Origin of the sequence: Ewingella sp. CoE-038-23 (genome assembly GCF_040419245.1) — a bacterium.
GTDB lineage: Bacteria > Pseudomonadota > Gammaproteobacteria > Enterobacterales > Enterobacteriaceae > Ewingella > Ewingella allii.
Window position 1 is genome coordinate 106304 of record NZ_JAZHOH010000001.1, and the last position, 26307, is coordinate 132610.

General features: G+C 54.1%; 26 protein-coding genes. 20 read left to right on the top strand and 6 right to left on the bottom strand.

The genetic code is table 11. From position 1 onward, the window contains the following. Positions 1-12 precede the first annotated feature (12 nt). The 12 genes from mutL (at position 13) to V2154_RS00605 (ending at position 14601) form a co-directional block, all read left to right on the top strand. On the top strand, positions 13-1926 hold the full coding sequence (mutL, locus tag V2154_RS00550; protein WP_353500641.1) for a DNA mismatch repair endonuclease MutL: 1914 nt from the start codon (positions 13-15) through the stop codon (positions 1924-1926). Further along, positions 1919-2860 (top strand): tRNA (adenosine(37)-N6)-dimethylallyltransferase MiaA, encoded by a 942-nt coding sequence (gene miaA, locus V2154_RS00555; protein WP_034795155.1) that lies wholly within the window; start codon positions 1919-1921, stop codon positions 2858-2860. Before mutL ends, miaA begins: the two co-directional genes overlap by 8 nt. A gap of 114 nt (positions 2861-2974) precedes the next feature. Further along, positions 2975-3286 (top strand): RNA chaperone Hfq, encoded by a 312-nt coding sequence (hfq, locus tag V2154_RS00560; RefSeq protein WP_034795158.1) that lies wholly within the window; start codon positions 2975-2977, stop codon positions 3284-3286. 98 nt (positions 3287-3384) lie between these two features. Next, on the top strand, positions 3385-4689 hold the full coding sequence (gene hflX / locus V2154_RS00565) for a ribosome rescue GTPase HflX (protein WP_034795161.1): 1305 nt from the start codon (positions 3385-3387) through the stop codon (positions 4687-4689). Positions 4690-4722: 33 nt separating this feature from the next. Next, positions 4723-6003 carry an FtsH protease activity modulator HflK gene (gene hflK / locus V2154_RS00570; protein WP_353500642.1) on the top strand — a complete coding sequence of 427 codons (1281 nt, stop codon included), beginning with the start codon at positions 4723-4725 and terminating at the stop codon, positions 6001-6003. Positions 6004-6005: 2 nt separating this feature from the next. Further along, positions 6006-7001, top strand: a complete 996-nt coding sequence (gene hflC, locus V2154_RS00575) for a protease modulator HflC (protein ID WP_353500643.1) — start codon at positions 6006-6008, stop codon at positions 6999-7001. An 84-nt stretch (positions 7002-7085) separates the two neighbouring features. Then, entirely contained in the window at positions 7086-7286 is a 201-nt protein-coding gene (locus tag V2154_RS00580) for a DUF2065 domain-containing protein (protein WP_353500644.1), read from the top strand. 143 nt (positions 7287-7429) lie between these two features. Continuing rightward, complete coding sequence (locus V2154_RS00585; RefSeq protein ID WP_353500645.1) at positions 7430-8728, top strand: adenylosuccinate synthase; 1299 nt, start codon at positions 7430-7432, stop codon at positions 8726-8728. A gap of 250 nt (positions 8729-8978) precedes the next feature. Then, a complete protein-coding gene (gene nsrR, locus V2154_RS00590) occupies positions 8979-9404 on the top strand; it encodes a nitric oxide-sensing transcriptional repressor NsrR (RefSeq protein ID WP_034795174.1) in 426 nt (141 codons plus the stop codon). Positions 9405-9445: 41 nt separating this feature from the next. Then, entirely contained in the window at positions 9446-11989 is a 2544-nt protein-coding gene (rnr, locus tag V2154_RS00595) for a ribonuclease R (protein WP_353500646.1), read from the top strand. Positions 11990-12076: 87 nt separating this feature from the next. Further along, positions 12077-12817: a 23S rRNA (guanosine(2251)-2'-O)-methyltransferase RlmB gene (gene rlmB / locus V2154_RS00600; protein WP_034795179.1), complete on the top strand. Its 741-nt coding sequence runs from the start codon at positions 12077-12079 to the stop codon at positions 12815-12817. A 152-nt stretch (positions 12818-12969) separates the two neighbouring features. Then, positions 12970-14601 carry an isovaleryl-CoA dehydrogenase gene (locus V2154_RS00605; RefSeq protein WP_353500647.1) on the top strand — a complete coding sequence of 544 codons (1632 nt, stop codon included), beginning with the start codon at positions 12970-12972 and terminating at the stop codon, positions 14599-14601. A gap of 3 nt (positions 14602-14604) precedes the next feature. Here the strand turns inward: V2154_RS00605 and bsmA are convergent, their stop codons facing one another. Together bsmA and V2154_RS00615 are read right to left on the bottom strand one after the other, a co-directional pair. Then, positions 14605-14913, bottom strand: coding sequence for a biofilm peroxide resistance protein BsmA (gene bsmA, locus V2154_RS00610; protein ID WP_353500648.1), 309 nt, complete (start codon positions 14911-14913; stop codon positions 14605-14607). A 96-nt stretch (positions 14914-15009) separates the two neighbouring features. Next, on the bottom strand, positions 15010-16956 hold the full coding sequence (locus tag V2154_RS00615) for a methyl-accepting chemotaxis protein (protein WP_353500649.1): 1947 nt from the start codon (positions 16954-16956) through the stop codon (positions 15010-15012). A 251-nt stretch (positions 16957-17207) separates the two neighbouring features. Between V2154_RS00615 and yjfP the strand changes: the two genes are divergently transcribed. The 5 genes from yjfP (at position 17208) to rplI (ending at position 19568) form a co-directional block, all read left to right on the top strand. Continuing rightward, on the top strand, positions 17208-17957 hold the full coding sequence (gene yjfP, locus V2154_RS00620; protein ID WP_353500650.1) for an esterase: 750 nt from the start codon (positions 17208-17210) through the stop codon (positions 17955-17957). 171 nt (positions 17958-18128) lie between these two features. Further along, positions 18129-18521, top strand: coding sequence for a 30S ribosomal protein S6 (gene rpsF / locus V2154_RS00625; protein WP_017492198.1), 393 nt, complete (start codon positions 18129-18131; stop codon positions 18519-18521). A gap of 5 nt (positions 18522-18526) precedes the next feature. Then, positions 18527-18844 (top strand): primosomal replication protein N, encoded by a 318-nt coding sequence (gene priB / locus V2154_RS00630; protein ID WP_353500651.1) that lies wholly within the window; start codon positions 18527-18529, stop codon positions 18842-18844. Between the two features lie 4 nt (positions 18845-18848). Then, on the top strand, positions 18849-19076 hold the full coding sequence (gene rpsR, locus V2154_RS00635; RefSeq protein WP_002210155.1) for a 30S ribosomal protein S18: 228 nt from the start codon (positions 18849-18851) through the stop codon (positions 19074-19076). A 39-nt stretch (positions 19077-19115) separates the two neighbouring features. Further along, complete coding sequence (gene rplI / locus V2154_RS00640; RefSeq protein ID WP_100938242.1) at positions 19116-19568, top strand: 50S ribosomal protein L9; 453 nt, start codon at positions 19116-19118, stop codon at positions 19566-19568. Between the two features lie 80 nt (positions 19569-19648). Here rplI and V2154_RS00645 read toward each other — a convergent pair whose 3' ends face one another. Further along, positions 19649-20380 (bottom strand): OapA family protein, encoded by a 732-nt coding sequence (locus V2154_RS00645; protein ID WP_353500652.1) that lies wholly within the window; start codon positions 20378-20380, stop codon positions 19649-19651. Between the two features lie 298 nt (positions 20381-20678). Here V2154_RS00645 and bamJ point away from each other — a divergent pair, with 298 nt between their 5' ends. Next, the gene (gene bamJ / locus V2154_RS00650; RefSeq protein ID WP_353500653.1) at positions 20679-21299 is read left to right on the top strand and encodes a BamJ family beta-barrel-assembly machinery protein; all 621 of its coding nucleotides are present in this window, start codon (positions 20679-20681) and stop codon (positions 21297-21299) included. Positions 21300-21367: 68 nt separating this feature from the next. Here the strand turns inward: bamJ and V2154_RS00655 are convergent, their stop codons facing one another. Further along, the gene (locus V2154_RS00655) at positions 21368-23329 is read right to left on the bottom strand and encodes a bifunctional 2',3'-cyclic-nucleotide 2'-phosphodiesterase/3'-nucleotidase (RefSeq protein ID WP_353500654.1); all 1962 of its coding nucleotides are present in this window, start codon (positions 23327-23329) and stop codon (positions 21368-21370) included. Between the two features lie 220 nt (positions 23330-23549). On the opposite strand from V2154_RS00655, the gene cysQ reads away from it, so the two are divergent. Beyond that, positions 23550-24296, top strand: a complete 747-nt coding sequence (gene cysQ, locus V2154_RS00660; protein ID WP_353500655.1) for a 3'(2'),5'-bisphosphate nucleotidase CysQ — start codon at positions 23550-23552, stop codon at positions 24294-24296. Between the two features lie 71 nt (positions 24297-24367). Here cysQ and V2154_RS00665 read toward each other — a convergent pair whose 3' ends face one another. Beyond that, complete coding sequence (locus tag V2154_RS00665) at positions 24368-24925, bottom strand: YtfJ family protein (RefSeq protein ID WP_353500656.1); 558 nt, start codon at positions 24923-24925, stop codon at positions 24368-24370. Between the two features lie 318 nt (positions 24926-25243). Between V2154_RS00665 and V2154_RS00670 the strand changes: the two genes are divergently transcribed. After that, positions 25244-25450 carry a DUF1107 domain-containing protein gene (locus tag V2154_RS00670; RefSeq protein ID WP_353500657.1) on the top strand — a complete coding sequence of 69 codons (207 nt, stop codon included), beginning with the start codon at positions 25244-25246 and terminating at the stop codon, positions 25448-25450. A gap of 81 nt (positions 25451-25531) precedes the next feature. Here the strand turns inward: V2154_RS00670 and V2154_RS00675 are convergent, their stop codons facing one another. Beyond that, complete coding sequence (locus V2154_RS00675; RefSeq protein WP_353500658.1) at positions 25532-26173, bottom strand: DNA-3-methyladenine glycosylase I; 642 nt, start codon at positions 26171-26173, stop codon at positions 25532-25534. Positions 26174-26307: the final 134 nt, after the last annotated feature.

The window sequence follows — 26307 nt, forward strand, 5'->3', positions numbered from 1 at the left end:
ACAGGAGCTGCCATGCCGATTCAGGTTCTGCCGCCGCAGTTAGCTAACCAGATTGCGGCTGGTGAGGTTGTCGAAAGACCGGCTTCGGTAGTGAAAGAGCTTGTCGAGAACAGTCTGGACGCGGGCGCTACCCGCATCGATATTGATATCGATCGCGGCGGTGCCAAGCTCATCCGCATTCGCGACAACGGCTGCGGCATTGGTAAAGATGAGTTGGCGCTGGCGTTGGCGCGCCACGCCACCAGTAAAATTAGCTGTCTGGATGACCTCGAAGCCATCATTAGTTTAGGTTTTCGCGGCGAAGCATTGGCCAGTATTAGCTCGGTATCGCGCCTGATGCTCACCTCGCGTACGGCGGCGCAGCCAGAAGCCTGGCAGGCCTATGCCGAAGGGCGCGATATGGCGGTGACGGTAAAACCTGCCGCGCACCCTCAAGGCTCGACGGTCGAAGTGCTCGACCTGTTTTACAACACGCCCGCCCGACGCAAGTTCATGCGCACCGAAAAAACCGAATTCACCCATATTGATGAAGTGGTGCGCCGCATCGCGCTGGCGCGTTTCGACGTCGCCATAAACCTGAGCCACAACGGCAAGCTGATTCGTCAATATCGCGCCGTGACAGACCCGGCGCAATCTTCACGCCGTCTGGCAAGCATCTGCTCGCAGACCTTTGTCCAACACGCGCTGGAAGTGAAATGGGAACACGGCGATTTAGGCATTCGCGGCTGGGTTGCCGATCCGGCGGGCTCTCGCAGCCTGACTGACATGCAATATTGTTATGTGAATAACCGCATGATGAAGGATCGCCTGATAAATCACGCGATCCGTCAGGCGTATCAGGATCAGTTGAAAGACGATCAGCAGCCCGCTTACGTGCTCTATCTGGATGTCGATCCTCATCAGGTGGACGTCAACGTTCACCCCGCCAAGCATGAAGTACGTTTCCACCAGTCGCGTCTGGTACATGACTTTATCTATCAGGCTGTGATGACGGTATTGCAGCAGGCGGCCAAGCCAGAATTAGTCGCCCAGCCGAACGTAGACGAAGACGGCGTGGAAGATGAACTGCCGCGCTGGCAGCCGGAGAACCGGCAGGCGGCGGGGGGCAATCACTTCTCACAGCCAGCCGCCAAGCGTGATGCTGCGCCAAAAGCGCCTCGAGAGAATGTCTTCCCGGCCACGTCGCGAGTCAGCCAGCCGCGCGAGCAGCTATTTAAAGAAGACAAACCGACTTACAGTCCGCCACAGGGCGAGGTGTACCAGCGTTTGTTGCAAACCACCGCCGAAGCCTTACACGCCAACGAACCTGCGCCAGCGGCTCAGCCTAAAGTGTCGCATAATCAGCCCGCCGAGCCTGCACTGGAGTCCCATAGCCAAAGCTTTGGGCGCGTGCTGACCGTCTGCGCGCCGGAATACGCCCTGCTCGAACGGGGCAAGCAGTTGGCATTGTTATCACTGCCGGTTGCTGAACGCTGGTTGAAAAGGGCACAGCTGACGCCGACGGAAGAGGGCTTACGCCCACAACCACTGCTTATCCCCTTGAAGCTGCAAATAAATAAAGAAGAGAGCGCCACCCTTGCTCGCTATCAGGCCCTGCTGCAGAAATTCGGCATAGAGATGGGGGTTGATCACCAGCGTGTGACCTTGCGCGCGGTACCTTTACCTTTACGCCAACAAAATTTACAAAAGTTGATACCTGACCTGTTAGGCTACCTTGCTGTTCAGCAGGAGGCGACTTCTGATGCGGTAGCCATGTGGTTTGCCCGCCATATTGGTAGCGATCATGAAGTCTGGACCATTGCTCAGGCCATACAATTACTCACGGATGTCGAGCGACTTTGCCCCCAATTGGTGAAATCACCTCCGTCCGGTCTCCTGCAACCTGTTGATTTACAGCCCGCCCTGGCGGCTTTTAAGCATGACTGACTTGAATATACATTCTGCACCCCCAGCTATCTTTATTATGGGGCCAACGGCTTCCGGCAAAACAGCGCTCGCGATGTCTTTACTCGAGCATCTTCCCGTCGAACTTATCAGCGTGGATTCCGCACTGATTTACCGGGGAATGGATGTCGGCACCGCGAAACCGACGGCGGAAGAACTGAGTCACGCGCCGCATCGATTAATCGATATTCTCGACCCGAGTGAAGCCTATTCTGCTGCTGACTTCCGCGCAGACGCTTTGCGCGAAATGGCCGAGATCACCGCGCGTAACAAAATTCCGCTGTTAGTGGGCGGGACCATGATGTATTTCAAAGCATTATTAGAGGGCTTATCGCCATTACCTCCGGCTGATGCTGACGTTCGCCAGCGCATTGAAGCGCAGGCGGCGGAGTCAGGTTGGGAGTCTTTGCATGCGCAGTTACGCGAGATAGATCCGGTTGCCGCTTTGCGAATTCATCCGAATGATCCACAGAGACTGTCCAGAGCACTGGAAGTTTTTTTTATTTCGGGTAAAACTTTAACCGAACTGACTAAAATTTCGGGTGAAACGCTGCCTTATCACGTGCATCAATTTGCGATTGCCCCAACGCGTCGTGAATTGTTACATGAACGTATTGAACAGCGCTTTAGTCAGATGCTATTGAATGGTTTTGAAGACGAAGTCAGAACGCTGAAAGCTCGTGGCGATTTGCATACGGATTTGCCTTCCATTCGTTGTGTGGGGTATCGCCAGATGTGGTCATATCTTTCTGGTGAAACCGACTACGATGAAATGGTTTATCGTGGTGTTTGCGCGACTCGACAGCTAGCCAAACGTCAGATGACTTGGTTGCGTGGCTGGGAGGGGGTTGAATGGCTGGACACAGAAAAGCCAGACGAAGCCTTAAGCCGTGTAATTCAGGTTGTTAGTGCATAGGTTGGGTGATTGTGTACAATTGATTAGTACTCAGCGCGCAAATTTTTGATGTGTTTTATTTTCGAGCCAATAGGCTCAAAGTTACGAACAACAAACTAATAAGGAAAAGATAGAATGGCTAAGGGGCAATCTTTGCAAGATCCGTTCCTGAACGCATTGCGTCGTGAACGTGTTCCGGTTTCTATTTATTTGGTGAATGGTATTAAGCTGCAAGGCCAGATTGAGTCTTTTGATCAGTTTGTCATTCTGTTAAAGAACACGGTAAGCCAGATGGTGTATAAACACGCTATCTCCACCGTGGTGCCTTCCCGCCCGGTTTCTCACCATAGTAATAATCCAAGCAGTGGTGGCGGCAGTAATTATCACCAAGGTAGTACTTCTTCTGCGCCGCAACAGCCGCAGCAGGACAGCGATGACGCTGAATAAGGCGCATAGCTGGTTGACCACGATGGGGCTCATAAGTCTTCCGATTACGCTTATGTGCCCCTGGCTGGCGGTTTTTCCCCAAATGAGAGGTCACAAGCTTGTTTGACCGTTATGAAGCCGGTGAGCAGGCCGTACTGGTTCATATCTATTTCTCGCGAGACAAAGACACGGAAGACCTGAGCGAATTCGAATCGCTGGTATCTTCTGCAGGTGTTGAGGCGTTACAAGTCGTCACAGGTAGCCGTAAGGCTCCACACCCTAAATACTTTGTCGGTGAAGGAAAGGCCCAAGAAATTGCAGACGCAGTTAAAGCAACTGGCGCGTCTGTTATCCTGTTTGATCATGCACTTACACCTGGCCAGGAGAGAAACCTGGAAGCACTGTGCGAATGTCGCGTGGTCGATCGTACCGGATTAATTTTAGATATTTTTGCCCAGCGTGCTCGAACCCATGAAGGTAAATTACAAGTAGAATTGGCGCAATTACGCCACATTGCTACCCGATTGGTTCGCGGCTGGACACACCTTGAGCGTCAAGGTGGCGGTATTGGTGCTCGTGGGCCGGGTGAAACCCAGCTCGAAACCGACCGTCGTTTATTACGCGACAGGATAACGCTTATCCTCAGCCGACTTGAGAAAGTCGCCAAGCAGCGTGAACAAGGCCGTCGGGCGCGTATTCGTGCCGATATCCCCACTGTTTCGCTCGTCGGTTATACCAACGCCGGCAAATCAACGCTGTTCAACCGTATTACTGAGGCCGACGTGTTTGTGGCCGATCAGTTGTTCGCCACGCTAGACCCGACAGTCCGACGCATTTCGGTCGCAGATGTCGGCGAAACAGTGCTGGCGGATACCGTAGGGTTTATTCGTCACCTGCCCCATGATTTAGTCGCCGCTTTTAAAGCGACATTGCAGGAAACCCGACAGGCAACTCTGCTAATGCATGTGATAGACGCAGCGGATATTCGCGTTGAGGAAAATATCGACGCGGTGAATACGGTGCTAGCAGAGATTGAAGCAGATGATATCCCTGTGCTGTTAGTGATGAATAAAATAGATATGTTGGATGACTTTGTCCCGCGTATCGACCGCAACGATGAGAATTTACCGATCAGGGTCTGGCTTTCAGCCGTGACCGGTGAAGGTATCCCGTTGTTATTTCAGGCATTGACGGAGCGTCTTTCTGGTGAAATAGCGCAGCATGAATTGCGTTTACCACCGGAGGCAGGCCGCCTTCGTAGCCGTTTTTACCAGCTTCAGGCTATTGAAAAAGAATGGATTGAAGAGGATGGAAGTATCGGTCTTATGGTGCGAATGCCCATTGTTGACTGGAACCGCCTCTGCAAACAAGAACAGGCACTGAGTGGTTATGTCCGCAACCAGAACCTGTCTGATTTGGCCTGAAGAACACCAATCATAGAATAATGGAGCTATAACATGGCGTGGAATCAGCCCGGTAATAACGGACAGGACCGCGACCCCTGGGGCAGCAGCAACAATAGCGGCAACTCTGGTGGAAATAATTCTGGTGGTAATAACAACAAAGGTGGCCGCGAACAGGGCCCGCCTGACCTCGATGATATCTTCCGTAAACTCAGCAAAAAGCTGGGTGGTTTCGGTGGAAAAGGCTCGGGCAATGGCAATGGAACCGGCAATGGTTCTAGTCCGCAAAACAGCCTAAGCGGTCGTATTATCGGTATCGCCGTGGTGGCCGTGGTCGTTATCTGGGCCGCCAGCGGTTTCTACACGATTAAAGAAGCGGAGCGCGGCGTTGTGACGCGTTTCGGTAAGTTTAGCCATCTGGTCCAGCCTGGTCTGAACTGGAAACCAACCTTCATCGATCAGGTTCGTGCTGTTAACGTCGAATCCGTGCGTGAATTGGCGGCATCTGGCGTCATGCTGACCTCCGACGAGAACGTCGTGCGCGTCGAGATGAACGTTCAGTATCGCGTTACCGATCCGGAAGCTTACCTGTTCAGCGTAGCTAATGCTGACGACAGCCTGAGTCAGGCAACTGACAGTGCGCTGCGTGGCGTGATCGGTAAGTACACGATGGATAAAATCCTGACTGAAGGCCGTACCACGGTGCGTAGCGACACCCAACGCGTATTGGAAGAAACCATTCGTCCATACAAAATGGGTATCACGGTTCAGGACGTCAACTTCCAGACCGCGCGTCCACCGGAAGAAGTGAAAGCGGCTTTCGATAACGCCATCGCCGCCCGTGAGAAAGAGCAGCAGTCTATTCGTGAAGCAGAAGCCTACGCTAACCAGATCCAGCCTCAGGCAAACGGTGAAGCACAGCGTAAGCTGGAAGATGCTAAAGCCTATAAAGACCGTACGGTTCTGGAAGCACAGGGTGAAGTGGCTCGTTTCGCCAAGCTGCTGCCTGAATATAAAGCTGCGCCGGAAATTACCCGCGAGCGTCTTTATATCGAAACCATGCAGAACGTCCTTAGCCATACTCGTAAAATCTTGGTTAACGACAAGAGCAACAATCTGATGATGTTGCCTCTGGACCAAATTATGCGCGGCGGCAACGCAGCTGCATCAAAAGGAAGTGATCAGGGTGGGCTTCTGCCTCCTAGATCTTCAAGTTCACTGAACAGTGTGAACAGCAGTGCCAATAACAGCGGTTCCCGTTCGTCTGGCAGTGTCATGGACCAACGCCGTGCTGATGCACAGCGTGACGATACACTTCGCGTAGGGAGAGAATAACAATGCGTAAGTCATTTTTACTTATCGTCGTTGTGGTGCTGGTGGCGCTTTATGCATCACTGTTTGTGGTTCAGGAAGGCGAGCGCGGTATCGTGCTGCGTTTCGGCAAGGTTCTTCGTGATAGCGAAAATAAACCTTTGGTTTATGAGCCAGGCCTGCACTTTAAAGTACCTTTTGTTGAGTCGGTGAAAACCCTCGACGCGCGTATCCAGACCATGGATAACCAGGCTGACCGTTTCGTGACCAGCGAGAAGAAAGACCTGATCGTTGACTCATACCTGAAATGGCGTATCAGCGATTTCAGCCGTTACTATCTGGCAACGGGCGGCGGCGACGTCTCTCAGGCAGAAGTGCTGCTGAAACGTAAACTGAGTGACCGTCTGCGTTCTGAAATCGGTCGTTTGGATGTTAAAGACATCGTGACTGACTCACGTGGCCGTCTGACGCTGGACGTTCGCGACGCGCTGAACAACGGTTCTGCTGAAGAAGTTGAAGCGACCACCGAAGCTGATGATGCGATTGCCTCGGTAGCTAAACGCGTTGAGCGTGAAACCAGCGGCGAACAGCCTGCGGTGAATCCAAACAGTATGGCAGCGTTGGGTATTCAGGTTATCGACGTGCGTTTGAAGCAAATTAACTTGCCACAGGAAGTGTCGAGCGCCATTTACGACCGTATGCGTGCTGAACGTAACGCGGTTGCATTGCGCCACATCTCCCAAGGTTTGGAAGAAGCTGAAAAACTGCGCGCAACGGCTGACTACGAGAGAACCCGTACTGTTGCCGAAGCTGAGCGTACTGCGCGTATCACTCGCGGTGAGGGTGATGCAGAAGCCGCTAAGCTGTTTGCTGATGCCTTCAGTCAGGATCCAGACTTCTACGCCTTCATTCGTAGCCTGCGTGCTTACGAAGAGAGCTTCAGCAGCGGTAACGATGTCATGGTGATGAGCCCGGACAACGATTTCTTCCGCTTCATGAAGTCTCCAGATAAAACCAAATAATCAGGTTTTGCTGATAATCAAAAGGCCCTTAACGGGGCCTTTTGTGTTATATGAGCCAGTAAATTCACTGAGAAAAGAGCAAAAATGAATTCGAGCATTTGGTTAGCGCTGGGGTTAGTTCTGGTTCTGGAAGGGTTAGGACCGATGCTTTACCCAAAAGGATGGCGAAAAATGATTCAATCTATGACCCAGTTGCCCGATAGCGTTTTACGGCGTTTTGGCGGCGCTCTTGTGGTTGCCGGCTTCGTTATTTACTACATGTTGCGGAATCAGGCCGGTGGCTAAAGATTTGTGACTAACCTGCGTCACTTTTGAATTTGGCGCGTAGCAGGAAATGGAAAAATTTCACGCAATCGTATACTAAAAGTGCTGGAAACCGCGGATTGAGATGTTAGAATCCTTTTTTAAGCAACCTGGTGATTCTTGAGATGGGTAAGAACGTCGTCGTACTCGGCACTCAATGGGGTGACGAAGGGAAGGGCAAGGTCGTCGACCTGCTGACCGAACGGGCTAAATATGTTGTGCGCTATCAGGGCGGTCACAACGCTGGTCATACTCTGGTTATTAACGGTGAAAAAACCGTTCTTCATTTAATTCCTTCTGGCATTTTGCGTGAAAACGTCACCAGCATCATCGGCAACGGTGTTGTACTGGCGCCTGACGCCTTAATGAAAGAAATGGGCCAGCTTGAAGCTCGTGGCATCCCTGTACGCGAACGTCTGTTACTGTCTGAAGCCTGCCCGCTGATCCTGCCTTACCATGTCGCTCTGGACATGGCGCGCGAAAAAGCGCGTGGCGATAAAGCTATCGGCACCACCGGTCGTGGTATCGGCCCTGCTTATGAAGATAAAGTTGCTCGTCGCGGTCTGCGCGTAGGTGATCTCTTCAACAAAGAAACTTTCGCGATCAAGCTGAAAGAAATCATCGATTATCACAACTTCCAGTTAGTGAACTACTACAAAGTAGAAGCCGTTGATTACCAGAAGACTCTGGACGACGTGATGGCTATCGCTGACATCCTGACCGGAATGGTTGTTGACGTGTCTGAACTGCTGGATGGCGCGCGTAAGCGTGGCGACCTGATCATGTTCGAAGGCGCACAAGGCACCTTGCTGGACATCGACCACGGTACTTATCCATACGTGACCTCTTCTAACACCACGGCTGGCGGCGTTGCTACCGGTTCTGGTATTGGTCCACGTTACGTTGATTACGTTCTGGGTATCGTTAAAGCCTACTCCACTCGCGTGGGGGCAGGTCCGTTCCCTACTGAACTGTTCGATGAAACTGGCGAGTACCTGCGTAAGCAAGGTAACGAATTTGGCGCTACCACTGGCCGTAGCCGTCGTTGTGGCTGGTTGGACATCGTTGCGGTACGCCGTGCTGTGCAGATCAACTCCCTGTCTGGCTTCTGCTTGACCAAGCTGGACGTGCTGGATGGCCTGAAAGAAGTCAAACTGTGCATCGGTTACCGTATGCCAGATGGCCGCGAAATGACCACCACCCCGCTGGCAGCAGAAGGCTGGGAAGGCATTGAGCCAATCTACGAAACCATGCCTGGCTGGACAGAAACCACCTTCGGCGTGAAGCAAGTAGACAAGCTGCCACAGGCGGCGCTGGACTACATCAAACGCATCGAAGAGTTGACTGAAGTGCCAATCGACATCATTTCGACTGGTCCGGATCGTAGCGAAACCATGATCCTGCGCGACCCGTTTGACGCATAACAGCCCGGCTGTTTGCTGCTAACGCCGCAATGAAATCCAAACCGGGCCTTGTGCCCGGTTTTGTTGTATAGAGTAAAGTTTTTCTGCCCGCCTATGCTTGTGTACTTCTCATAAACCATCCACTATCTAAATGATTAGCCGCGAACTTCATCGCTGGTTTATCATCAACACGCTAATTTAAATAATCTTCTTAACCCTGTTGTCATCGTCGAAAGAGAAAGAACGGGTAAACTACTACCCAGAGGTATGTGTGCAGTTAACGAGTTTTACTGATTATGGTTTGCGGGCACTGATTTACATGGCGGCACTGCCAGATGATCAGATGACCAATATTTCACAGGTCACCGAGGTTTATGGTGTATCGCGTAACCATATGGTGAAAATCATCAATCAGTTAAGCCGGGCTGGATTGGTCACAGCCGTGCGGGGTAAGAACGGTGGGATTAAGCTGGGTAAGCCGGCAGAAACTATCCTTATTGGCGACGTAGTGCGTGAGCTTGAACCTTTGACGCTGGTGAACTGCGCCCAAGATTTCTGCCACATCACGCCAGCGTGCCGACTTAAGCAGGTATTACACACTGCTGTAGAACATTTTCTTGATGAGCTGAATCAATATACTTTGGCTGACATGGTCAAAGACAATTCATCGCTCTACAAATTATTGCTTGTTGAATGAAAGAGTTTCAACAAACTGCTGATGACAACGGAGGAACCGCTATGTCACAAGATCCATTCCTGGAACGAGAAGCAGAGAAGTACGAATCACCTATTCCAAGTCGTGAATTTATTCTTGAACATCTCGCTAAACGTGAAACCCCTGCCAGCCGCGAAGAGCTTGGCAATGAACTGAATTTATCCGGCGAAGAAGCGCTGGAAGCACTGCGCCGCCGTCTGCGCGCCATGGAGCGTGATGGCCAGCTAGTCTTTACTCGCCGCCAGTGTTACGCACTGCCAGAGCGCCTGGACCTGCTGAAAGGCACGGTCATTGGCCACCGCGATGGTTACGGCTTCTTGCGCCTCGAAGGCGTGAAAAAGGACGACGTTTACCTCTCTGCCGAACAGATGAAAATGTGCATCCACGGCGACGTGGTGCTGGCGCAGCCTATCGGCACTGACCGTAAAGGTCGTCGCGAAGCCCGTATCGTGCGCGTGGTGGTACCGAAAACTAGCCAAATCGTTGGCCGCTACTTCACCGACGCCGGTGCAGGCTTTGTGGTGCCGGACGACAGCCGTTTAAGCTTCGACATCCTGATCCCAGCCGACGCCATTAACGGCGCGCGCATGGGCTATATGGTGGTGGTCGAGCTGACCCAGCGCCCAACGCGCCGCACCAAAGCCGTGGGGAAAATTGTTGAAGTGCTGGGCGACAAAATGGGCACCAGCATGGCGGTGGATATCGCGCTGCGTACTCATGAAATCCCTCACGTCTGGCCGCCGCAGGTGCTCAAGCAGGTTGAAGGCCTGAGCGAGCAGGTGCCGGAAGAGGCTAAAAAAGGCCGCGTCGATTTACGCAAATTGCCGCTGGTCACCATTGATGGGGAAGACGCCCGCGACTTCGATGACGCCGTATACTGCGAGAAAAAACGCGGTGGCGGTTGGCGTCTCTGGGTGGCTATCGCCGATGTCAGCTATTACGTGCGTCACGGCACCGCGCTGGACGACGAAGCGCGCAGCCGCGCGACCTCTGTCTACTTCCCGTCGCAGGTTGTGCCAATGTTGCCGGAAGTGCTGTCCAACGGCCTGTGCTCGCTCAACCCGCAGGTTGACCGTCTGTGTATGGTCTGCGAGATGACCATCTCCGCGCAGGGCAAGCTGACCGGCTCGAAATTCTATGAAGCGGTGATGAGCTCCCATGCTCGCCTGACCTACAACAAAGTCTGGCGCATCATCGACGGCGACGAAGAGCTGCGCGAGCAGTACAGCCCGCTGGTGAAACACCTGCAAGAGCTGCACACCATGTATAAAGTGCTGGATCAGGCGCGTGCAGAGCGTGGCGGTATTGCCTTCGAAACGGAAGAAGCCAAGTTTATCTTCAACGCTGAGCGCCGTATCGAGCGCGTCGAGCCGACCGTGCGTAACGATGCCCACAAATTGATCGAAGAGTGCATGATTTTGGCGAACATCGCCGCCGCGCGCTTTGTTGAGAAGCACAACGAGCCGGCGCTGTTCCGCGTCCACGACCGTCCAAGCGACGACCACATCTCCGCGCTGAAAAGCGTGCTGGGTGAGTTAGGCCTGGTGATGGGCGGCGGCATGAAGCCTGAGCCGAAAGATTACGCGCAAATCATGGATGAGCTGGCGGATCGCCCTGACCGCGAAATGCTGCAAACCATGCTGCTGCGTTCAATGAAGCAGGCGATTTATGATCCGGAAAACCGCGGTCACTTCGGTCTGGCGCTGCAATCTTATGGTCACTTTACGTCGCCAATTCGTCGCTACCCTGACCTGGCGCTGCACCGTGCGATTAAGTACCTGCTGGCGAAAGAGCACGGCACGCTGAAAGAGCGCTGGACGCCAACCGGCGGCTGGCACAGTGATTACGAAGACATGCTGCAACTGGGCGAGCACTGCTCGATGGCCGAGCGCCGCGCGGATGAAGCAACGCGTAACGTGGCCGATTGGCTGAAGTGTGACTTCATGCAAGACCACGTGGGTGAAGTGTTTAACGGCATAATCGCCAGCGTCACCGGCTTCGGCTTCTTCGTGCGCCTCAACGACCTGTTCATCGATGGGCTGGTGCACGTCTCCACGCTGGATAATGACTATTACCGTTACGACAACATCGGTCAGCGTTTGATTGGTGAGTCCTCCGGCATGGTTTATCGCTTGGGCGATACCGTCGAAATCCGCGTTGAAGCTGTGCACATGGACGAGCGCAAAATCGACTTTGCTCTGGTGTCCAGCACGCGCAAACCGCGTGGCGAAGGTAAAACTGCCCGCGACCGTGCGAAGAAACCGGGTGAACGCGCCATGCGCCCAACCGGCCCGGCCAACGGCGGTCGCCGCCGCACGGGCAAGAAAGGGGTGAATTTCGAGCCGGACAGCGCTTTCCGCAAAGAAGACGGTAAGCCAGCCAAACCCGCGCGTTCGAAAAAAGCCGCGAAAGATGCCGCTGTAGCCCCTGTAGATAAAGGGGCTGTTAAAGGGGCGACGGGCAAAGACGGTAAGCCGAAGAAGGCCAAAAAGCCTTCTGACAAAACGCAGAAAATTGCCGCCGCCACCAAAGCCAAGCGCGCAAAGAAAAAGCAGTCTGACAGCTAGCCGGACGGGTGATAGAATCGCCCGCAACCTTGTTTAATGTTTAATTGCGGACAGCATGCTGTCCGCAAGTCTATTTTAAAGAGCATCATGAGCGAAATTATCTACGGTATTCACTCCGTTAAAGCCTTACTCGACAACGATCCGCAGCGCTTTCTGGAAGTTTTCATCCTGAAAGGCCGTGACGACAAACGCCTGAAACCCTTGATCGATGAGCTGGAAGCCAGCGGCATTGTGATTCAGGTGGCAAACCGTCAATGGCTGGATGAGAAGTCCGAAGGTGCGGTGCATCAGGGCATTATCGCCCGCGTGCGCGAAGGGCGTCAGTATCAGGAGAATGATCTTCCTGCGCTGCTTGAAAGCCTCGACAGCCCATTCCTGCTGGTGCTGGACGGCGTGACTGACCCGCACAACCTGGGTGCTTGCCTGCGTACCGCTGACGCGGCGGGCGTTCACGCGGTGATTGTTCCTCGTGACCGTTCTGCCAAGCTAAACGCCACGGCGAAGAAAGTCGCCAGCGGCGCGGCAGAGAACGTGCCATTGATCAACGTGACCAACCTGGCACGCACCCTGCGCGTGTTGCAGGAGCACAATGTCTGGATCGTCGGCACCGCCGGTGAAGCCGACCACAACCTGTATCAGAGCAAAATGACCGGCCCAATGGCGCTGGTGATGGGTGCCGAAGGCGAAGGTATGCGCCGCCTGACTCGCGAACACTGCGACGAGCTGATCAGCATCCCAATGGCCGGTTCCGTCTCTTCTCTGAACGTGTCAGTGGCGACTGGCGTCTGCTTGTTCGAAGCTGTGCGCCAGCGCGCGCTTAAAGCCTAATCTTTCGGATTAAGTCTTTGATAATTAAACGGGAGCCAACAGGCTCCCGTTTTGCATTCCTGCCTTTGTGATCTACCCGCCGGTTAATTCCCCGATTTTTACCATACTTGATCCCATCACGACGTGGCCCTTTTACAGTCATGGAGAACATTATGGACTGGCAAACCCATCGAGTTTTTAATCAGCCGAAGCCGCTCAGCAACAGCAATTTATTCCTTTCTGACTCCCCTCTGCGCGAAGCGGTAAGCCGACACCATGCCGGCTGGGACGCCGACGTGCTGGCCTCCCTTGGTCAACAGCTGGGTTCGGCCGAGTCGCTGGAGCTTGGGCGACTGGCCAATGTTAACCCGCCCGAGCTTTTGCGCTATGACCCGACCGGCGAGCGGCTGGACGAGGTGCGCTTTCACCCCGCGTGGCACCTGCTGATGCAAGGATTGATTGCCAATCGCGTGCATAACCTACCGTGGGAGGATGAGGCGCGGATTGGCTCCTCGGTGGCGCGCGCGGCGCGTTTTCTGCTTCACGCGCAGGTGGAGGCGGGCACGCTCTGCCCGATAACCATGACCTTTGGCGCGATCCCGCTGCTCAAGAAAACCCTGCCCGCCGAGTTCAAGCAGTGGCTCACGCCGCTGCTTTCTGATCGCTATGACCCTCATTTGCTGCCCGGCGACCAGAAGAAGGGCGTGCTGATTGGCATGGGGATGACCGAAAAGCAGGGCGGCTCGGACGTGCTGAGCAACACCACTAAGGCGACGCCGCTGGCCTCGCGCGGCCCCGGCGAGGCGTATCGGCTGGTCGGGCATAAGTGGTTTTTCTCCGTGCCGCAGAGTGATGCTCACTTGGTGCTGGCCCAAGCCGACGGCGGGCTGTCGTGCTTCTTCCTACCCCGCGTCTTGCCCGACGGGCAGCGCAACGCGGTGCGCATCGAGCGCCTGAAAGACAAGCTGGGCAATCGCTCCAACGCCAGCAGCGAGGTGGAGTTCCAAAACGCCACCGGCTGGCTGCTGGGGGAGGAGGGTGACGGCGTTCGCCATATCCTCAAGATGGGCGGCCAGACGCGCTTTGACTGCGCCTTGGGCAGCCACGGCATGATGCGCCGGGCGCTGTCTGTTTCGCTTTACCATGTGTTCCAGCGGCAGGCGTTTGGTAAGTCGCTGGTGGATCAGCCGATGATGCGCCAAGTGGTGAGCCGCATGGCGCTGCGCCTTGAAGGGCAAACCCAAATTTTGCTGCGGCTGGCGGCCGCCAGCGGCGCGGCGGAGAGTGTTAGCGAGCAGGTGCTGTATCGCCTGCTGACGCCCGCGGCCAAGTTTGAAGTGTGCCGACAGGGCATGCCTTTTGTGGCCGAAGCCATGGAGACGCTGGGCGGCGTGGGGTATTGCGAAGAGAACGAGCTGCCGCGCCTGTATCGCGAGATGCCGGTCAACAGCATTTGGGAAGGCTCTGGCAATATCATGTGCCTTGACGTACTGAGAACCCTGAAGAAAGTGCCCGACAGCGGCGAGCTGGTGCAGCAGTTTTTACATCAGTCTCGCGGGCAGAATCGCTGGTTTGACCGCGCCGCGCGACAGTTGCTGCAAAGGCTGCGTTCTCCCGATGAAGCGCAGGCGCGCTGGCTGACTTCGCAGCTATTTAATCTGTTTACTGCCGCGCAGATGTTGGAGTTTTCCCCGCCGCCGATTGCCGATGCCTGGTGCCAAATGACCTTAGACGAGCGCGGCGAAAGCCTGCTTTCAGAGCGCCTGTGCCAGCAGTTGCTTAACCGCGCCATAGGGGCGGAGTAGCGTTTAGCGGTACAGAATAGCCTGTGAATACCAGCGGCCCGGCACGATGGTTTCGCTGTTAAACATGATCACATAGTAACGCGCGCCTTGGGCATCCGCCTTGCGCTGCACGGCGGCTTCGGCGTCCATCGGGCTGCCGATCACTTCCACCGTAATGCTGCCCATTTTGGTCAGGGTGGATGTTTGCGCGCGGGTGATTTCCTGCGCCTTGGCGGTGAGGGCCGGTGGCGGAACCGGCGTGGTTTGCGTCAGGCTGCTACAGCCGCCGAGGGCGACAACAAAAAACAGGGCAATCAGGGGAGGCGTTTTCATGGGAGTGTCCAAAATATCGGCGATAGCCTCAGTGTAGCCCTTCGCCGAGGAGTCTGGCGAGAGGCGCTACGTCACCCCTCGCCAGAGATCGCACTTTTAGGAACTTATCTTGAACAGGCTGACAACGCGCGACAAGTGCTCACCCTGCTCGCTGAGCGACTCGGTGGTCTGGTGAGAATGCTCAACCAGCATGGCGTTCTCCTGCGTGGCTTTGCCAATCTGCATAATCGCCACATTGACTTGGGAAATGCCCGCCGACTGCTCGTGAGAAGCCACGTCAATGTCATGCATCAGGGCGCTCACTTGACGAATGCCCCGCAAGATATCGCTCATAGTGGCCTGCGTTTTACGCGCGCTGTGCTGGCCGTCGTCGACCTTCTGCAAAGAGTCGTTGACCAGCGTCTCAATCTCTTTCACCGCATTGGAGCTGCGCTGCGCCAGAGCGCGGACTTCGGCGGCGACCACGGCAAACCCGCGACCCTGTTCGCCCGCGCGGGCGGCTTCTACGGCGGCGTTCAGCGCCAGAATATTGGTCTGGAAGGCAATGCTCTCGATGACCGTAGTGATATCCGCAATGCGCTTCGACGAGTGCTCGATGGCCGCCATGCTCTCTGCGGACTGCCTGACGGCATCTTCGCCCGCCGTGGCGGCCTCTGCCGTCTGCTGCACCAGTCGTGCCGCCTGAGAGGCGTTGTCGGCGTTGTGCTGCACATTGCCGGTGATCTGCTCCATGCTGGCCGAGGTTTCTTCCAAACTGCTGGCCTGCGTGCCAATCTGCTGGGTTATCTTGCCGCCGTTGGAAGCCAGACTTTGAGTGCTTTCGCTGACTTCCACCGAAACTTGGCGAACCTCCGCGACGATTTTCTCCAGCCCGTTGCCAATGCCGTCGATGGCATTCATCAGCGCGCCAATTTCATCAATCCGCTGAGTCTGCGCTCGGGCCAGCAAGTTACCACTGGCGTACTGCTCGGCGATTTTCACCACCTGATTCAACGGCTGGCTGACCATTCTTTTGGTTAGCCAGACAAACAGCACGGCAAAGGCGGCGAGGGCCAGCAGACTGATGACAATGAACTGGTTGCGAGTCTGATCGACCTTTTCAACCAGACTGTCTCTGTCGGTGGTGCCCGCCACAATCCAGTGCCATTCGGGGATGCTGGTGTACACCATAAATTGTGAACGATGGGTTTCGGTGTCGATATACTCCTGCTCGCCGTGCTGCTGGCTTATTACTTTCTGCAGCATGCCTTCCGGCCACGCTGGGCGCTGGCCTTCGCGATGTGCATCAATGAGATAGTTACCCAGATTTTTCCCTTCGGCGCTGTTCAGCGCGAAGAATTCTCCTTTGGCGCCAATGCGTTTAGCCAAAATCTTACTGCGCATATCGGCAAATTGTTTGGTGATATCCACCCCGACAAACAGAATGCCGATCACGCCACCCTGGGCATCGCGCACCGGCTGATACTTGGTGATGTATTGCTTGCCGAACAGCGTTGCCAGCCCGCTAAAGGACTGGCCCGCCATGATTTGCCGATATGCCGGGGCGGTCGGGTCAAGCAGCGTGCCCATGGCGCGACTGCCGTCCTGCTTTTTAAGCGAGGTGGTGATGCGAATGAAGTCATTGCCGCGCCGGGCGAAAATGGTGGAAATCGCGCCAGTGCGTTCGAGGAAATCGTCAGGTAACTGCGTATTCAGGTTGAGCACCTGACCGCCAGCCTTTAGCGTGGGTGCCAGCTGGTCGCCCACTTTCAGGGGGTTTTGGCTATCAAGTTCAAAGTCGGAGGGCAGGAATCGGCTGAAAAGGCGCGTATAACTGTCGACCTGCGCATTCAAACTATTGTTATAGATTTCAATCATATCCACCACGCCAGTGACCTGTTCATTGATCGCCTGTATCGCCAGCGTGTTGATCTGCTTACCTGCCGATTGGGCCAGAGAAAGGGTGATAATGATAAATAGGATCCCTACCAGTGCCGAAGCGCAGCTGGCGAGCTTTGCGCCAATACTCCAACTGCGAAAAAAGAAAGGCTTAGCCGTTTTCATAGTCATTTCCGTTTATTTTTTGAATAGCGCAGTAACGGCTAAAGCTGAGAAATGATTAGTTCCATAATGTAAGGATTTGTTTCACTAAAATTTGATCTAAATCATGGAAATTTATATTTAACTTAGTTCGCGATTTTATTCTTGGTTATAAATCATGCCAAAAAGCCAGTGGTAGCTTTTGTTGAGGCGGCTAAAATAGAGGCCTTGCGAGGGTTTTCGCCTTATCGCCATTATTTAAGGGAGTGAATCAGATGGTTGAGATGTATCAAGAGGAGGTGGAAGGCATTCAGCTGATCCACGCCGTTCCTTCCGGCCAGTACCGTGCGCAGCTGCCCACCATTTTCTTCTATCACGGTTTCCTCTCTTCAAAAGAAATTTACTCCTACTTTGGCTACACGCTGGCGAAAGCGGGGTATCGCGTGATTTTGCCGGATGCTCTGCTGCACGGCGCGCGCGTCGATGGCGATGAGCCGAAGCGTCTCGCCAGTTTCTGGCGCATTCTGCAAAATAATGTTGATGAGCTTGAGACGCTGAAGGATTCGTTTGTCGCCCGCGGCCTGGCGGATGCCGAGCGTTTGGCGGTAGGCGGCGTGTCGATGGGCGGCATGACCACGCTGGCGTCGCTGGTGCGCTTCCCTTGGGTGAAAGTGGCGGCGTGCTTGATGGGCTCTGGCTACTTCTCGACGTTATCTGCCACGCTCTATCCCAATTATCAGCAGGAAGATGCCGAGCAGCTTGAGGCTTTCCGCCAGCATCACGCGCCGCTCCTGAGTTGGGACGTCAGTGACAAAGTGGCACAGATAGCGGATAGACCTCTGTTTATCTGGCACGGCGAGCAAGATGACGTGGTGCCCTTTGCCGACAGCCTGCGCCTGCGTCAAGACATTATTGCCTGCGGACACGGGTCGAACCTGACCTTTGTTGCCGAGCCTGCCGCCACGCATAAAGTCAGCGTTTATGCCCTCAATGAGACGGTTGCCTTCTTCGAGCGCCAGCTTTAATGCCCGTATTTTCAAAGGCTGAGAATTAATCAGCCTTATTCCTTGAGTTTTCCGCTGGCTGTACATATAATTGCGCGTCATTTTTTCGACCGCACAACAAACACGTTCCTTGCTTCCATGGGCCGCGGTTGACCCTGACAGGAGGCTGAATAATCCGTAAGGAGCAATTCGATGCGTCATTACGAAATCGTTTTTATGGTTCACCCTGACCAAAGCGAACAGGTTCCGGGCATGATCGAGCGTTACAGTGCTGTAATCACTAACGCTGCTGGTCAGATTCACCGTCTGGAAGACTGGGGCCGCCGTCAACTGGCTTACCCGATCAACAAACTGCACAAAGCTCACTACGTTCTGCTGAACGTTGAAGCTCCGCAGGAAGCGATCGATGAGCTGGAAACTAACTTCCGCTTCAACGACGCCGTTATCCGTAGCATGGTTATGCGTACAAAACACGCGGTAACTGAAGCTTCACCAATGGTTAAAGCGAAAGACGAGCGCCGTGAGCGTCGTGAAGATTTCGCCGAAGCTAATGATGATTCTGAAGCTGGGGATTCTGAAGAGTAATTGCCGTGACGGCGAATCGTCTGGTGTTGTCCGGCACAGTGTGCAAGGCACCCATTCGTAAAGTGAGTCCTTCCGGGATACCCCACTGCCAGTTTGTGCTAGAGCACCGCTCGCAGCAGGAGGAAGCCGGATTTAACCGACAAGCATGGTGCAGAATGCCCATCGTTGTCAGTGGACAAGCGTCACAAGCATTAACTCACAGTATAACGGTCGGCACGCAACTCACTGTTTCCGGATTCATTAGTTGCCATCAAGGGCGCAATGGACTGAACAAAGTGGTGTTACATGCCGAGCAGATTGATTTGATAGATTCTGGAGACTAGCCTAATGGCACGTTATTTCCGTCGTCGCAAGTTCTGCCGTTTCACCGCGGAAGGCGTTGTAGAGATTGATTACAAAGACATCGCTACGCTGAAAAACTACATTACCGAAAGCGGTAAAATTGTCCCGAGCCGTATCACCGGTACTCGTGCAAAATACCAGCGTCAGCTCGCTCGTTGCATCAAGCGCGCTCGCTACCTTTCTCTGTTGCCATACACTGATCGTCATCAGTAATCGGCAACTGTCCATTAACGACTTTGAGAGGATAAGGTAATGCAAGTTATTCTGCTTGATAAAGTAGCAAACCTGGGTAGCCTGGGTGATCAAGTTAACGTTAAAGCGGGCTATGCTCGTAACTTCCTGGTACCACAGGGCAAAGCTGTTCCTGCTACCAAGAAAAACGTTGAGTTCTTCGAAGCACGTCGTGCAGATCTGGAAGCCAAACTGGCTGACGTTCTGAGCGCTGCTGAAGCTCGCGCAACTAAAATCAACGAACTGGGTTCAGTCACCATCGCGTCTAAAGCAGGCGACGAAGGTAAACTGTTCGGCTCTATCGGTACTCGCGATATCGCTGATGCCGTTACTGCTGCTGGCGTTGAAGTTGCTAAAAGCGAAGTTCGTTTGCCGAATGGCGTTCTGCGTACCACTGGTGAACACGAAGTTGAGTTCCAGGTACACAGCGACGTATTCGCTAAACTGAACGTAGTTGTGGTTGCTGAAGCGTAATAACGCTGAGGTTAACCTGTGAGACGCCGGCCTAGTGCCGGCGTTTTGCTTTTTAGAGAAGCAAAAATTGAAAGCGCGAATTAACGGCTGCGCTGATATGTCCCATCTGCCTGACGAGTAAAGAGTACCGTCGTATTCTGCTCGGTGGTGATTTGTAGCGACGTCACCGCGCCCTGCGCATTGCGCTGAATCTTCACTTCCTGCCCCGCCTTCAAGTTACTCAGCGGCTTTTGGCTGCCTTCCACCTGTGCCATCGCGAACACATCGTTAACCGCCAGATTATTGTCGCGGAACAGCTGTGCCATGGTTTGACCCGGCTTCACGCTGTAGCTCTGCCAGTTGTCCTGTACGACAGGCTGAGGCGGCTCAGTGGCCGCCTGCTGTTGAGGTTGAATCTCTTGCTGTTGCGGCACAGCCCGCTGGGTGGTGCGCCCTTGGTCGTTTCGCAGGTCAGCTTGCATCGGAATGGATGTCGGCTGCTGCGGCTGGGAAGGGGTATAGGTGTTCGGCGGTGAATAAGGCCATAACAGCGCCAGCACCACGATCAGCGCGCTAAGAAGTATCCAGCGGCGGTGCGCGTAAGGCAGAGGTGACATCCAGTGAAAATTATCACTCATATGCCAGACTTTATGCCCCAGCGCCTTGGCTTTGCTCACCAGTGACGGCTTCTGCGGCGGCAGCTCTTGCGATTCATCGCTTTCAGACTGCGGCGTAGCGTTACGCATCGGTCTTTTCATAATGGCAATCCAGGATCTCAACATGGGTTGATACATACGGATGGCTTTCCTTCTCCTGGGCGGGATTCGGCCCATGACAACCTCTCTTTCTTACGCTTAAAACGCACGACTTCTGGATTTAACAGAACAAAAATCATACCCGATTATTCTGTCGGATTTTCCCGCTAAGTATAGCTGGTTAACTGCTTGATGCGGAAAGGAACAACGCACAAATAGCACGCAAACGATGCCTTTGCAGAGAATTAGCGGAATAAACCATGTCCTATCTAGGAAAATGCCGGGCCGATGTCATGCCACTTCATAGAGAATTTTACCCAAAAGCCGCACACTGTTATGCTGCGTTTTCGACTTTTTAAGAATTTAAGGAAACTTCATGACAACCCCTTCATTTGAAAGCGTTGAAGCGCAGGCAAGCTACGGTATCGGCTTGCAAGTTGGTCAACAATTGCAAGAATCAGGTTTACAAGGTTTAGAGCCTGACGCATTGCTGGCAGGCTTACGCGATGCGCTGGAAGGGAATACGCCAGCAGTTCCTGTTGACGTCGTTCACCGTGCTCTGCGTGAAGTTCACGAGCGCGCTGACGCTGTGCGTCGTCAACGTCAAGAAGCTCTGGCGGTTGAAGGACAAGAGTTCCTGACTGCCAACGCTCAGCGTGAAGGCGTAACCAGCACCGAGTCTGGTCTGCAATTCTCTGTGATCAAACAAGGCGATGGCCCAATCCCAGGCCGTCAGGATCGCGTACGCGTTCACTACACTGGTAAGCTTATCGACGGCACCGTGTTCGACAGCTCCGTTCAGCGCGGCGAGCCAGCTGAATTCCCGGTAAACGGCGTTATCGCTGGCTGGATTGAAGCTCTGACCCTGATGCCAGTCGGTTCTAAGTGGGAGCTGTATATCCCTCATGAGCTGGCTTACGGCGAACGCGGTGCTGGCGCGTCCATCCCGCCATTCAGCGCGCTGACTTTCGAAGTTGAGCTGCTGGAAATCCTGTAATCGCGACAGATTACAGAGATAAGAAAGGGCGCCTCGGCGCCCTTTTTTGCGTTCACAAAACGATTTGATTATTTTTTCAGCGGAGTTTGCAGGTCAACCTGATAGACCTCGAAACCGACATCATCCGCGCCCTTGGCTGTCATCGGGTACTGCGCGTGAGTTTTGATGAACTCAGCCGCTTTTTCGCTTGGAGACGTTTCGAAGCGAATGTCCAGAGGCTGGCTGGCGACAATCGGCGCCAAACGCCAATTGTTGTCCGCGGTTGGCGTGACCGCCCCTGATTTCTGGGTTTCAGCGCCGATATAGGCCGCTACGACGGAGCGGTTTTCATCCGGCGAGGCGAAGGCGATGTGCTTATCGCCCGTTCCGGCGAACTTACCGCCATAGGCGCGGTAGTTGTTGGTGGCGACCAAGAAGGTGGCCTTCAGGTCGATAGGCTTGCCGTTGAACGTCAGGTTCTTGATACGCTCTGCATCTTTATTGACAAGCGTACACTCGCCGTCATATCGCGCGGGCTGGGTGACGTCTATCTGGTAATTCACCCCGTCAATCACGTCGAAGTTATAGGTGCGGAAGCCGTCCCAGTTAATTAGCGACTGCGGTTTGCTGCTGTGGACGTCGATTTGGTTGAACTGCCCGGCGGAGCACTCCAGCCAGTCTTTCACTTCCTGCCCGCTGACCTTCATCACCACCAGGGTGTTCGGGTAAAGGTACAGGTCTGAGGCATTGCGGAAGGTCAGATTGCCTTTCTCGACTTCGACGAAGCTCGCCGGGTCATTCTTGCGGCCACCGGCTTTGAACGGCGCGGCGGCGGAGAGCACCGGCAGGTTCGCTAGGTCCGGATCGCCCTGAATAAAGTGCTCGGTATAGGCTTTCTGCGCGTTGTTGACGATTTGCACCGTTGGGTCATCCTGAATCAGCGACAAGAAGCTGTACATGTTGTCGTTAGATTTCCCCACCGGCTTGCTGACAAACTCACGGGTGGCCTTGTGGTCGTCGGCCAGCACTTTCACTAACTCCGGGTCTTCCGCCGCTAACGACTTCTTGCTGGCTTTGTCGAAAATTGGCCGGGCTTCGGCGCGAGCCGTTTCCACGCTCCACTTGCCGTCTTTATTGTTCAGCACCATGTCAACCACGCCGAGGTGGTCGCCCCACATGCCCGGCATCACGGCCGGTACGCCATTTAAGGTGCCTTGTTTGATGTCCGCACCTTTGATATTGGCGAAATCTTCACTTGGGAACACGGCGTGCGCGTGGCCGAACATGATAGCGTCGATGCCCTTAACCTGGCTTAAGTAGTAGACCGAGTTCTCTGCCATGGTTTTGTAGGGGTCGCCGGACAGGCCTGAATGTGGGATGGCCACGATAATATCGGCGCCTTGCTTACGCATCTCTGGCACCCACTTTTTGGCGGTTTCGGTGATGTCGGCGACGGTCACTTTGCCTTGCAGGTTGGCCTTATCCCACACCATGATTTGCGGCGGCACAAAGCCGATATAGCCAATGCGCAGGTTGTGCGTTTTGCCATCGCGGTCTTTGACAGTGTTGTCGGTGATGAGGAAAGGTGTGAACAGCGGCTTGCCGGTTTTGCTGTCGATGACGTTGGCATTCACATAAGGGAATTTCGCCCCGGCAATGGCTTTTTGCAGGTACTCCAGCCCGTAGTTGAACTCGTGGTTGCCCAAGTTGCCGACCACGTAGTCCAGCGTATTCATGGCTTTATAGACGGGATGTATGTCGCCCTTGTTCAAGCCCTTCGCCGCCATATAGTCGCCCAGCGGGCTGCCCTGAATCACGTCGCCATTGTCGACCAGCACGGAGTTAGTGACTTCGCCCCGCGCCGCGTGGATCAGGCTGGCGGTGCGCACCAGCCCGAATTTGTCCGTCGGCTTATCTTTGTAGTAGTCGAAGTCCATCATGTTGCTGTGTAAGTCGGTGGTTTCCATGATGCGAAGATCAACCTGTGACGCGTGGGCCGAGACGGCAACCAGCGAAGCCAGCAGGGATAACGTCAGATGACGCTTAAGCATTGAAGTGCCTCCAGAAAAGAAGAACAGTGAACAAAAAGTCGGATATATATCTCAAAATTCGCTGAGAATGTAATCAGGTGTCATAAATAATTGTGAGATGTAACAGGTATTGCCCAGCGGAATTGTTAACACGGGCAGATTACGGGATAGCTATTCCGGCTAAAAAAAACTAGGCTTCTTACATGACTTAGCGTTTTGAAAAGAACAACTGAGGTGGACAATGTTAGAGCAAATTTGCCAACTGGCGCGCGAGGCGGGTGACGCTATCATGGCGGTGTATGACGGTGAGCAGCCGTTAGACGCCCGCCAGAAAAAGGATGACTCTCCGGTCACGGCGGCGGATATCGCGGCTCACAACGTGATTAAGCAAGGTCTGGCGGCGCTTGACCCGCAGACGCCGATGCTGTCCGAAGAAGACCCGCAGAGTTGGAGCGAGCGGCAGGGCTGGACTCGCTATTGGCTGGTCGATCCGCTGGACGGCACCAAAGAGTTCCTCAAGCGCAATGGCGAGTTCACCGTGAATATCGCGCTGATCGAAGACGGCAAGCCGGTGCTGGGCGTGGTGTATGTGCCGGTGACCGGCGTGATGTACAGCGCGGCAGAGGGCAAGGCGTGGAAAGAAGAGAAGGGCGAGCGCAAGCAGATCCGCGTACAGGAAGCCCATCCGCCGCTGGTGGTGGTAAGCCGTTCGCACTATGACAACGATCAGGAGTTGCAGGATTACCTGACTCAGCTCGGCGAGCACCAAACCGTGGCTGTAGGCTCTTCGCTGAAATTCTGTCTGGTGGCGGAAGGCGAGGCGCAGCTCTACCCGCGCTTTGGGCCAACCAATATTTGGGACACCGGCGCAGGCCATGCCGTGGCGATTGCCGCAGGCGCGGTGGTCAAAGACTGGACCGGGCAAACCCTGCTCTATACGCCGAAAGAGTCATTCCTTAATCCGGGCTTCCGCGTTTCATTATTCTAGTGAAGTAAAAGATGCCATAAAAAGAAAAGCGCCGACGGGCGCTTTTCTGTTCGAGTCTTCCTTGCCGGCAATTACTCCTTCACCAGCTTATGCAGCAGATCAATCACCTGTTTGACCTCGGTCTGGGTCAGCGCGCCATCTTTGGCAAATTTAATCATCCCATTCTTATCTAGCACCACGATGGCCGAGCTTTTCGGCTCCAGCTGCCATGCTTTTTTCACCACGCCGTTGCTGTCGACAATCACCTGTGACCATGGGAACTCCTTCTTGCCGCCCTCGATGCTTTTTCGCACAAACATGCCGGTGCCGATAATGGCGTCATCAGTATTCACGATTGTCGTCGTTTGGTAACGATCGTGAGGTAGATTGGCTGCCCTGATGGCATCGACCAGCGGCGCATTCAGCTCTTTAGCGCTGCTGCGCCCGGCCATGTGCTGCACCACGCGGACCTTGCCCGGCAGCTTGGCACTGTTCCAGCGGGCGTAGCTGAACTCATCGTTGACGTAATTGAGTTCGCCTTTTTGGTCCACGCCGACCGCCGGAAGGCGATTATCGATGACCAAATTGTGGGCTGAGGCGAAGAATGGGAAAATAACTAAGGATATAATTAGCAAGCTTCTTAAAGTCATAGTGGCTCCATAGAAAAGGCGACAAAACGTACCGACCCGACAATCATAGAAGTTGTTAAGTGGTCTGTCCTGTTGAGATGTTAACAGTGTGTTATAGCTTACAGAAATGACATAGATTGAAGGGTTATACTGTTGGCATAAGGACTATTCTGAAAGCGTACTGTCAAGGTAGGTAAAAGCAGTTAAATATACTGGCAGAACCTGAACTCCCTGCTATGTTATATGTCTACTCACTGCGAATATGATTCGATTCAGGCTTTCATCGCAGCTTTAACCTGAGCCTGAGCACGCAGTGATTTATCGGAGGAAAGTAGAAAAATGAGAATCTTCCAGCGCTACAATCCGTTGAAAGTAGCCAAGTATGTTAAGACGTTGTTCCGCGGTCGTTTGTATATTAAAGATGTCGGCGCATTTGAGTTCGACCATGGCAAAATTTTATTGCCGAAAGTACGTGATAAGCGCCATTTTAGTGTGATGTCTGAAGTTAACCGTCAGGTTATGCATCTTCAGGCCGAAATGGGCTAAGGCCCTCAGGCGCGCACAACAGCGAGTTTTCTGTTGTACGCGCCATTATGTTTCTCTTCAGTCCTCGATTCCCCCTTCGCTTCAAACCGGCCGTTTCAGCTTTGCTCGCAGCGCCTCCACTTCCTGACGACAAATACAACCTTCGAGATGATCGTTCACCAGCCCCAGCGCCTGCATTAATGAATAGGTGGTGATTGGCCCGACAAAGGTCCAGCCGCGCTTTTTCAGGGCTTTGGACATGGCGAGAGAGGCGGCGCTGGTGGTGTTTTCATGCCAGTAAGCCAGATTGACGGTTTCCGGCCGCTCCTGCGGCGACGGCTCAAACTGCCATATCCACGCCGCCAGGGAGCCAGCTTCTTGCACCAGTTCAATCGCGCGTTTGGCATTGTTAATGGTGGAGAGGATTTTCGCCCGGTTACGCACAATGCTGGCGTCTTGCATCAGCCGCTCAACGTCCTGCTGGTCGAATTGCGCGACAAGATGGAAGTCGAAGTCGTTGAAAGCCCGGCGGAAATGCTCGCGCTTGTTATAAATCAGCTTCCACGACATGCCCGAATGAAAGCCTTCGAGACAGATTTTTTCAAACAGCCGCTGGTCATCCACCACCGGATGGCCCCATTCGTTATCGTGATAGTCCGGCATGCTTGGTTGCCAGAAGCAGCGAGGCGTCCCGTCTTCAGCCACGATCAGCCCTGATTCTGTATTGCTCGATGCTTTGCTCAAACCGCACGCTCCATAGCTGGGGGGATAAACTTACCCTAGTGGGCTTTGTGGCGCCGATCAACCCGCATAAAAAAATCCGAAAACGCGATGAACGTTTCCGGATTCCGTTTTCGAGATTGATTTAGCGCGCGGCT